The organism is Streptomyces bobili (assembly GCF_002154575.1).
Lineage (GTDB): Bacteria > Actinomycetota > Actinomycetes > Streptomycetales > Streptomycetaceae > Streptomyces > Streptomyces bobili.
The window spans coordinates 1-9,865 of the sequence record NZ_MUBA01000371.1; the positions used below are offsets into that span (position 1 = coordinate 1).

Genomic DNA, 9,865 nt, shown 5'->3' on the forward strand with positions numbered 1-9,865 from the left:
GACGAGCGGCCCGCGGGCCGCTCGTCGTCGTACCCCGCCTGCCGCCGGAGGCCTTCCACCGGGTGCCGGGTGAAGATGGAGTCGAGAGGTGGTGGAGGACTCTCGGGATCCTTGAGGACTCTCAGCGACTCCAGAGCGCGACGGAGAGGGCGGCCGTGGGCAGTCACGACGTGGGCGATGGTGCCCGTCGGTGGTTCGACGTGGCGGATGCGGTGCCGCTGCTCCTCGATGCGCGCGGTGTGGTGACCAGCTGGACCAGGGACGCCGAGCGGCTCTTCGGCTATGGGGCCGCCGAGGCGGTCGGCAAGGACCTGGCCGGGCTGCTGACCGCCGGGGACGCCGCGCGGATGCCCGACCTGCTGGAACTGTGCCGGCGGTCCGGCGGGTGGGCCGGGCTGCTGTCGGCCCGCCGCAAGGACCAGCATCCGGTGCCGGTGATGGCACGGTTCACCTCGGCGGACGAGCCCGGCGGTCCGGGGCGCTGGCTGGTCCTGGTGAACGAGATGGGCGAGGCGCACGGCTGGAGCATGAGCCGCTCCGTGCTGGAGCAGATGGTCGCCGGGTCACCGATCGGCATCGCGATCGTGGACACGGACCTGCGGTTCGTGTGGTCGAACGAGACCCTGGCCCAGTTCGGCGGCGGCGCGCCCGAGAGCCGACTCGGGCTGCGGCTGGCGGACGTCCAGCCCGGCTTCGACGCGGAGGCGGTCGAGGCACGGATGCGGCAGGTGCTGGAGACGGGCGAGCCCGTCGTCGGCTACGAGCACGTCGGGCGCCTGCGGGCCGCCCCGTTCCGGGAGACGGCGCACATGCTGTCGTTCACCCGTCTCGACGACGACCGCCACCGGCCGATGGGCGTGTACTACACGGTCGTGGACATCACCGACCGGCACCGCGCCCGGCAGCGCCTCGCCCTGCTGGACCGGGCGGGCCGGCACATCGGCCGCAGCCTGGACACGGCCCGGACCGCGCAGGAACTCGCCGAGGTGGTGGTGCCGGGTTTCGCCGACGCCGTGGCCGTGGATCTGCTGGAGTCGGTGCTGCGGGGTGCCGAGCCCGTGGTGGAGCGGGCCGAGGCGCCGGACGGGTCGGTGGCGCTGCGCCGGGCGGGACTGCGGTCGGCGGGCGGCGCCGCGCAGGACGGTGCCGTGGCCGTCGTGTCCCATCCCGCCGGGTCCCCGGCGGTCGGCTGTCTGACCACCGGGCTGGCCTGGCGCGCGGAGCGGCTCGGACCGGACGCCGCGGACGTGAATCCGTACCTGCCCCCGGTGGGCGCCGGGGCGGGGCCGCCCAGCGCGCTGATCGTGCCCGTGCGGGCGCGCGGCGCCACCCTGGGCGTGACCACGTTCCTGCGCCGGTCCACGCAGGAGCCCTTCGACGAGGACGACCTGACGCTGGCCGAGGATCTCGTCTCGCGCGCCGCGGTCTGCCTGGACAACGCCCGCCGCTACACCCGCGAACGCGACGCGGCCCTGGTGCTGCAGCGCAGTCTGCTGCCGCACCGGCTGCCCGAGCAGGAGGCGGTCGAGGTGGCCGCCTGCTACCGGCCGGCCGACGCGCTCACCGGTCTCGGCGGCGACTGGTACGACGTCATCCCGCTCTCGGGAGCCCGCGTGGCCCTGGTCGTGGGCGAGGTGCAGGGGCACGGCATCGACGCCGCGGCGGCCATGGGACGGCTGCGCACCGCCGTCCGTACGCTCGCCGCCCTGGAGCTGCCGCCCGACGAGGTCCTCGCCCACCTCGACGACCTGGTGTCCCGCGCGCAGGAGGACGGAGAGGCCCCGGAAGAGGACGGCGGGGGTCCGGCGCGGGCCGTGGGGGCCGGGTGTCTCTACGTGGTGTACGACCCCGTCGACGGGCGGTGTGCCATGGCCGCCGCCGGGCATCCCGCGCCGGCGGTCGTCCTGCCCGACGGCACGATCAGCTTCGTCGACCTGCCGCAGGGGCCGCCGCTCGGCGCGGGCGGTCCGCCGTTCGAATCGGCCGAGCTGGTGCTGGCGGAGGGCAGCACGCTGGCGCTGCACACGGACGGGCTGCTGTCCCAGGGCGAGCAGTGGACGCCGGAGGCCGGGCGGGAGCGGCTGGTACGGGCCCTGACGGCACCGGCGGACTCCCTCGACCTGCGCTGCCGGACGGTGATCGACGCGCTGGTCCCGGACCGCCCGCGCGACGACGTGGCCCTGCTGATGGCCCGCACCCGGCGCCTCTCCCCGGACCGGGTCGCGCAGTGGGAGCTGCCCGCCGATCCGGCCGCGGTCGCCGAGGCCCGCAAGGCCGCGGCCCGCCGGCTCGCCGACTGGGACCTGGCCGAGCTGGCGTTCACGACCGAGCTGGTCGTCAGCGAGCTGGTCACCAACGCCATCCGGTACGCCACCGGTCCGATCCGGCTGCGTCTGATCCGCGAGCGCGCCCTCGTCTGCGAGGTGCACGACGGCGGCGCCACGACTCCGCATGTGCGCCATCCCCGCACCACCGACGAGGGCGGGCGCGGGCTCCTGCTGGTCTCGCAGGTCACCCGGCGCTGGGGCACGCGTTTCGTCCCCGAGGGGAAGATCATCTGGGCCGAGCAGTCACTCACGGACCCCGAGGTCTGACGAAGCTTTGGCTGCACAGCGTGCCAAAATGGCGCAATACCGGCGGATGGGGCGTGACCATGGACGACTCGGCGATCGACTACGCGGCGGTCTTCCAGGCCCTGCCCGGCATGGTGGCCCTGATCACCCCGGCCCTGGTGTACGCCGACGCCAACGACGAGTTCCTTCGGGTGTCGGGCCGGCGGCGCGATCAGGTGGTCGGCCGGCACCTCTTCGAGGTCTTCCCCGACAACCCGGAGAACCCCGGCGCCAACGGGATGCGCAACCTGGAGGCCTCGCTGCGCCGCGTCATGGCCACCGGCGAACGCGACGCGATGGCTCTTCAGCGCTACGACGTGGAGTCCCCGGACCGGCCCGGCGAGTGGGAGGAACGGTACTGGAGTCCCGTCAACGCGCCCGTGCGCGGCCCCGACGGCGCGGTGGTGCTGCTGGTGCACCGCGTCGAGGAGGTCACCGAGCTGATCCGGGCCCGCGGCGGCCACGCGAACGACCGGACCGGCAACGGCAGGAACGGAAGCCGCGCCCGCGTGCTGGAGGCCGAGCTGTACACCCGCGCGCGGGAACTCCAGGAACTCAACGACCGTCTGCGGCTGGCGCACGCCCGTGAGCGCGAGGTGGCCCTCGCCCTCCAGGAGGCGATGCTGCCCGCCCGCCGTCAGGTCGGGCACCACCGGGCGGCGGTCCGCTACCGTCCGGCGGCCGGCTCGCTCAACGTGTGCGGCGACTGGTACGACCTCGTCGATCTGGTCGGCGGCAACCGGATCGCGGTGTCGGTGGGCGATGTCGTCGGCCACGGTCTGGCCGCCGCGGGCGTCATGGGCCAGCTGCGCAGCGCGCTCAGCGCCGCCTCGCGGGTCGCGGCGGGTCCGGCCCAGGCGCTGGACGTACTGGGCCGCTACGCCCATGTCGTGGACGGCGCCGAGTCCGCGACCGTGGTGACGACGTTCATCGACTGCGACCACCACACGATCACCTACAGCAGCGCCGGCCATCCACCGCCGGTGCTGGTGCACCCCGACGGCCGCCTGGAGTTCCTGGACCGGGCCACCGATCCCCCGCTCGACGCCCGGCCCGATCCCCGGCCCCGGCCGCAGGCGGTCACCCCCTACAGTCCGGGGGCCCTGCTGACCCTGTACACCGACGGTCTGGTGGAACGGCGGCGCGAGGACATCGACACCGGCCTGGCGCGCCTCGCCGACTCCCTCACCCGCCACCGGGACGCGGATCCGGAGGAACTCGCCGACGCCGTCCTGCTGGAACTGCTGCCGCACGGGGGCGCGACCGACGACACGGCCCTGGTCATCGTCCGGCTGTGAGCGCCCGCGGCGAGGGCCGGCACGGCGCGGGAGGTGGATGCGCGCGGGTTCCGGCCGCACCGTGCCCCGCCTAGACTTGCACCCCACACATGCCGGTTGACCTGCTGGAACACGGCGGTTGAGCCGATCCGCCGGATTGAGGAGCCACCCGTTGTTCTACTACCTCCTGAAATATGTGGTGCTGGGACCGCTGCTGCGCCTGGTGTTCCGGCCCCGCATCGAGGGACTCGAACATGTGCCGGCGTCGGGAGCGGCGATCATCGCGGGCAACCATCTGTCGTTCTCCGACCACTTCCTGATGCCGGCGATCCTCAAGCGGCGCATCACGTTCCTGGCGAAGGCCGAGTACTTCACCGGCCCCGGCGTGAAGGGCCGGCTGACCGCGGCCTTCTTCCGCAGCGCGGGGCAGATCCCGGTCGACCGCTCCGGCAAGGACGCGGGCCAGGCAGCCATCCGTGAGGGTCTCGGCGTCCTGAGCAAGGACGAGTTGCTCGGGATCTACCCGGAGGGCACGCGCTCGCACGACGGCCGCCTCTACAAGGGCAAGGTCGGCGTCGCGGTGATGGCTCTGCGGGCCGGGGTGCCCGTCGTGCCGTGCGCGATGATCGGCACGTTCGAGGCCCAGCCGCCCGGCAAGAAGATCCCGAACATCCACCCCGTGGCGATCCGCTTCGGCGAGCCCCTGGACTTCTCCCGCTACGCCGGCATGGAGGGCGAGAAGGCCGTCCTGCGCGCGATCACCGACGAGATCATGTACGCGATCCTGACGCTGTCGGGGCAGGAGTACGTCGACCGGTACGCGGCCGAGGTCAAGGCGGAGGAAGTGGCGGCGGCGAAGGAGAGGGCACGCAAGTTCCCCCGGCTGCCGAGGCGTTGAAGCCGAACGGACGGTGAACGCGACGGGTGAGGGGCGGCCGGGATGATCCGGCCGCCCCTCGCTGTCGTATCAGCCGTCGGCTACGGCTTGGGTGTGGCGTGCGGGGCGCAGGTCACGTCCGCGGTGTCCAGCTTGCCCGTGAGGAGGTAGGTGTCCACGCGGGTGTTGATGCAGGAGTTGACCAGGCTGGTGACGCCGTGCGAGCCAGCGCCCTTCTCGGTGATCAGGCGGGAGCCCTTGAAGCGGTCGTGCAGTTCGGCGGCGCCCTCGTAGGGCGTGGCCGCGTCCCGCTCCGACTGCACGATCAGTACGGGAGGCAGGTTCTTGTGGCTCTTGACGTTCACCGGGGTCTGCTGCTTGACCGGCCAGGTGGCGCACGGCAGGTTCATCCAGGCGTTCGCCCACGTCATGAACGGGTGGTCCTTGTGCAGCCGCGTGTTGTCGCGGTCCCACTTGGTCCAGCTGGTGGGCCACTTGGCGTCGGCGCACTCGACGGCCGTGTAGACGGCGTTGCCGTTCTCCGAGCTCGCGTTGCCCGCCGTGTCCGACAGGTCGGGGGCGGCGGCGTCGATGAGGGCCTGGGTGTCACCGGCGACGTACTTGCTGAAGACGGTGGCGACCGGGACCCAGGAGGAGTCGTAGTACGGGGCGCTCTGGAAGAAGGAGATCAGCTCGGCGGGGCCGACGACGCCGCCGAGGGGGCTCCTCTTGGCGGTGGCGCGCAGTTCGAGCCACTTGGCCTGGACGGCGGCGCGGGTGGTGCCGAGGTGGAAGGTCGCGTCGTTGGCGGCGACCCAGTCCTGCCAGTCCTTCCAGCGGCCCTCGAAGGCGACGTCCTGGTCGAGGTTGGCCTCGTACCAGATCTTCTCGCGCGAGGGGTTCACCACGCTGTCGACGACCATGCGGCGCACGTGGCCCGGGAACAGGGTGCCGTAGACGGCGCCGAGGTAGGTGCCGTAGGAGACGCCGAGGAAGTTCAGCTTCTTCTCGCCGAGGGCGGCGCGGATCACGTCGAGGTCGCGCACGGTGTTCGGCGTGGTCATGTACGGCAGCATGCCGCCGCTGCGCTCGTAGCAGCCCTCGGCGTACTCGCGGGCGAGCTTGCGCTGGGCGCGCTTGTCGGCCTCGGTGTCGGGGACCGGGTCGGCCTTGGGCGCCTTGACGAACTCCTGCGGGTCGACACAGGAGATGGGCGCGGAGTGGCCGACACCGCGCGGGTCGAAGCCCACGAAGTCGTAGGCCTTGGCGATGTTGGCCCAGACGGGGGCCTTGGTGGTGACCCGGCGCGGGAAGCGCAGGCCGGAGCCGCCGGGGCCGCCGGGGTTGTAGACGAGGGCGCCCTGGCGCTCCTCCTTGGTACCGGTGTTGCCGATGCGGTCGACGGCGATCTTGATCTGCTTGCCGTGGGGCTTGGCGTAGTCGAGTGGCACGGTCACATAGCCGCACTGGATGGGCTTCTCCAGCCCCCAGTCGGCCGGACAGTCCTGCCAGTCGATGCCGGCCTTCGCGGCCCGCTCCGCGGCGATCGCGGCGCCGCGCATCTCGCGGTTCTGCCCCGACCGGTCGCCGGCCCCGGACCGGTCACCGGTCGCGCTCGCGGTCGGCGCCATGACGGCTCCGGCGACCAGTGTCGCGGCGACGAGCGCGCCGGCCGAGCCGAGCGCCGCGGTCCTTCTGGTCGGTCGTATGTCCCTCAAGTGGGCCCTCCCCGTATCTCAGTTCGTCAGTTCGTCAGTTTCAGAACGTCAGTACGGGGATCCTTGCCGCTGTGAGGTCCCTGAGAACAGGTGTAGTCGGCCTTCTTTGCCAATCCGATAACCGGATACCCACGTCCCGCTCACCGGATGAACGGACGTGTCAGGCCAAGGACTTGAGGGCCTCGTCGAGCACGCGCCGCAGTCGCAGGCCGTCCGCCGCGACCGCGGTGACCAGCGCGGCCGGCCCGGCCAGCGGCACGAGCGTGGCGCTCTCGCCGAGCATCCGGGCGGTGACGGGATCGGCCGCGAACTCCGGCCGTACGACGACGATCTGGCCGACGGCGCGATGTCCCGCGAGGACGGCGGGCCCGTCCCAGCCGCCGGGAGCGCCCGGCCCGCAGGAGAGTTCCTGGTCGAGGACGACGCGTCCGCCCACACGGACGACGAGCCGGCTCGTCAGGCGGCCGGGTTCCTCGCCCACCCGGCCGAGCACCTGCTCCTCCCGCAGGACGAGCCGGGCGCCGGCCGCGAGGTCGGCGCGGGTGGTGACGAGGTCGGCGCGGACGCCGAGGGCGAGCAGCGCCGAGTACCAGTCGAGCGCCTCCTGCCGGTAGTCGAGCAGGGAGGTGGGGTGCGAGTCCTGCTCGCTGGCCCACCACGACTCCCAGTCGTACAGGATGCCGACGCGGGCGCTCTCGCGCTCGGTCCCGGCCACCGGCGCGAGGGTCTTGAGGGTGTCGCCGAGCGCTGCCACGGCCCGGAACAGGTCGCTGTCCGCGCCGGCGTGCGGAACCATCGCCGAGTGGTACTTCTCGGCTCCGGCCGCCGACTGCCGCCACTGGAAGTAGCAGACCGCGTCCGCCCCGTGCGCCACGTGCAGCAGCGCGTCGCGGGCCAGGTCGCCGGGCCGCTTGGCCACGTTGACCTGCTGCCAGTTCACGGCGCTGGTGGAGTGCTCCATCAGGAACCAGGGCCGCCCGGCGGAGATGCCGCTGACGAGGTTCGCCGAGAAGGACAGCTCGTCGCGGTCCTGCGGTCCGGGGTGGACGTAGTGGTCGTTGGAGACGAAGTCGATCTCGTCGGCCCAGTCCGGGTAGTTCATGCCCTTGGTGCCGCCCATCACCATGAAGTTGGTGGTGACCGGAACCTCGGGCGTCAGCTCGCGCAGGACCTCCCGCTCGGCGCGCAGGTAGTCCTTGAGCGCGTCCGAGGAGAAGCGCTTGAAGTCCAGCTGCTGCGTCGGGTTGGGGTGCGAGGCCGTCAGCCGAGGCGGCAGGATCTGCTCCCAGTCGCTGTAACGCTGCGACCAGAACGCCGTGCCCCACGCGTGGTTGAGGGCTTCCAGCGTGCCGTAGCGGGCGCGCAGCCAGCCGCGGAAGGCGCGGGCCGCGTCGTCGGAGTAGTCGAAGATGTTGTGGCAGCCCAGCTCGTTGGAGATGTGCCAGGCCACCAGCGCGGGGTGGTCCTTGTACCGGGCCGCCAGCTCCCGCACCAGCCGCAGGGCGTGCTCGCGGAAGACCGGGGAGGTGGGCCGCCAGTGCTGGCGGGCACCCGGCCACACCGTCTCACCGTTCGCCGTCACCGGCAGGATCTCCGGGTGGGCGGTGGTCAGCCAGGGCGGCGGGGAGGCGGTGGCGGTGGCCAGGTCGACGCCTATGCCGCCCGCGTGCAGCAGGTCCATGACCTCGTCGAGCCAGCCGAAGTCCCAGGTGTCCCGGGTCGGCTGGATCCGGGCCCAGGAGAAGATCGCCACGGACACTACGGTGACGCCGGCCTCGCGCATCAGCCGTACGTCCTCCTCCCACACGTCCCGGGGCCACTGCTCGGGGTTGTAGTCGGCGCCGTAGGCCAGACGCGGGGCGGGGTCACCGTCCGCTCCGCGACGGCGGGAGTGGAGGGTGGAGATCATGGCGGTCCTTCCGGGTGTGGTGCACGGGGGCGGCGCGGAGATCGCCCGCGCCGCCCGGCGTCTGGTGCTGTCCTACTTCTCGACGGTGAAGCCCTGCTCCTCGCCGTACTTCACCGAGGCGTCCTGCCACGACTTCAGACCGTCCGACAGCTTCGTGCCGGAGACGTAGGCCTTGCCCACGGTGTCGTTGAAGATCGAGTTGGCGTACTGCTGGAACGGCAGGTACGACCAGTCGTCGGCGACGTTCGCGGCGGAGTCGGCGAAGATCTTGTTCGCCTCCTGGCCACCGAAGTAGTCGAACTTGGTGCCCTGGAACTCGGCGGACTGCAGCTCCGCCGTGGTCGCCGGGAAGGCACCCTGCTTGACGCGGGTCTGCACACCGTCACCGGAGTTGGCGTACTCGACGAAGGCGTACGCGAGTTCCTTGTTCTTGCCGAGCGAGGGCAGCGTCAGCGAGCTGCCGCCGTTCTCCGCGCTGGCCTTCTCGCCCTTGGCCCAGGCCGGCATGGGGGCCGCGCGCCAGTCGCCGGCCGCGTTCGGCACACCGGTGACGAAGTTGGCGGGCATCCAGGCGCCGGTGGTCAGGGTGGCGATGGTGCCGTCGCCCAGGCCCTTGTACCAGTCGTCGGTCCAGCCGTTGATCGGCGAGACGAGCTTCTCGTCGATGAGCTTCTGCCAGGTGTCCGTGTACTTCTTGGCACCCGCGTCGTTGAAGTCGATCTTCACGTTGGTGCCGTCGACCTTGTACGGACGCGAACCGGCCTGCCACAGCATGCTGGTGGTGAAGCCCGCGTCACCGGCGTCGTTGGCGATGTAGACCTTGGGGTCGGCCTTGTGCAGCGCCCGCGCGGCGACGACGTACTCGTCCCACGTGGTCGGGACGGCGATCTTGTACTTGTCGAAGACCTTCTTGTTGTAGAACATCGCCATGGGGCCGGAGTCCATCGGCAGGCCGTAGACCGCCTTGTCCTCGCTGACGGCGTTCCACGGACCCGGCGTGTACTTGGACGCCAGCTTGTCGGCGCCGAAGGGGGCGAGGTCGGACAGGCCCTTGGTGAGCGCGTACTGGCTCACCGCGAAGTACTCGACCTGCGCGACGTCCGGGACGCCCTTCTCGGCCGAGATCGCGTTCGACAGCGCGGTGTAGTGCTTGTCGCCGGACCGCTCGCTGACGAGGTTGATCTTGACCTTCGGGTACTTCTTCTCGAAGTCGGCGGCGACCGTCTTCAGCGTGGGCTCCCAGGACCACACCGTCACCGTGCCGCCCTTCTTCAGGGCCGCGTCGAGATCCGAGGCGGAGACCGCCTTCTGGGAGGAGTCGTCGTCCGAGCCGCCGCAGGCGGTGGCGCCCAGGGCGAGGGTGGACAGGAGGGCGATGCCGCGAAGCAGGCGGCTGGTCTTTCTGCGCATGGAGGTGCTTCCACTTCTTCGTGGGCGGGACGGGGTGAGGGTGGTGGTGCGCGGTGTGGGGC

Annotated in this window: 6 protein-coding genes; 3 read left to right on the plus strand and 3 right to left on the minus strand. The window is 71.8% G+C overall.

All coding sequences use genetic code 11. The features are described 5' to 3' along the window. Positions 1–155 precede the first annotated feature (155 nt). The 3 genes from BZL64_RS26845 (at position 156) to BZL64_RS26855 (ending at position 4,787) form a co-directional block, all read left to right on the plus strand. A complete protein-coding gene (locus BZL64_RS26845; RefSeq protein ID WP_086771758.1) occupies positions 156–2,594 on the plus strand; it encodes a SpoIIE family protein phosphatase in 2,439 nt (812 codons plus the stop codon). Positions 2,595–2,653: 59 nt separating this feature from the next. Beyond that, on the plus strand, positions 2,654–3,910 hold the full coding sequence (locus tag BZL64_RS26850) for a PP2C family protein-serine/threonine phosphatase (RefSeq protein WP_086771763.1): 1,257 nt from the start codon (positions 2,654–2,656) through the stop codon (positions 3,908–3,910). Between the two features lie 151 nt (positions 3,911–4,061). Continuing rightward, positions 4,062–4,787, plus strand: a complete 726-nt coding sequence (locus tag BZL64_RS26855) for a lysophospholipid acyltransferase family protein (RefSeq protein ID WP_086771759.1) — start codon at positions 4,062–4,064, stop codon at positions 4,785–4,787. A gap of 80 nt (positions 4,788–4,867) precedes the next feature. Here the strand turns inward: BZL64_RS26855 and BZL64_RS26860 are convergent, their stop codons facing one another. The 3 genes from BZL64_RS26860 to BZL64_RS26870 all read right to left on the minus strand — a co-directional run bounded on the left by BZL64_RS26860 (position 4,868) and on the right by BZL64_RS26870 (position 9,803). Further along, the gene (locus tag BZL64_RS26860; protein WP_086771760.1) at positions 4,868–6,484 is read right to left on the minus strand and encodes an alpha/beta hydrolase; all 1,617 of its coding nucleotides are present in this window, start codon (positions 6,482–6,484) and stop codon (positions 4,868–4,870) included. A 160-nt stretch (positions 6,485–6,644) separates the two neighbouring features. Next, a complete protein-coding gene (locus tag BZL64_RS26865; protein ID WP_086771761.1) occupies positions 6,645–8,393 on the minus strand; it encodes a beta-galactosidase in 1,749 nt (582 codons plus the stop codon). 72 nt (positions 8,394–8,465) lie between these two features. After that, positions 8,466–9,803 (minus strand): ABC transporter substrate-binding protein, encoded by a 1,338-nt coding sequence (locus BZL64_RS26870; protein WP_086771762.1) that lies wholly within the window; start codon positions 9,801–9,803, stop codon positions 8,466–8,468. Between the last annotated feature and the right edge of the window lie 62 nt (positions 9,804–9,865).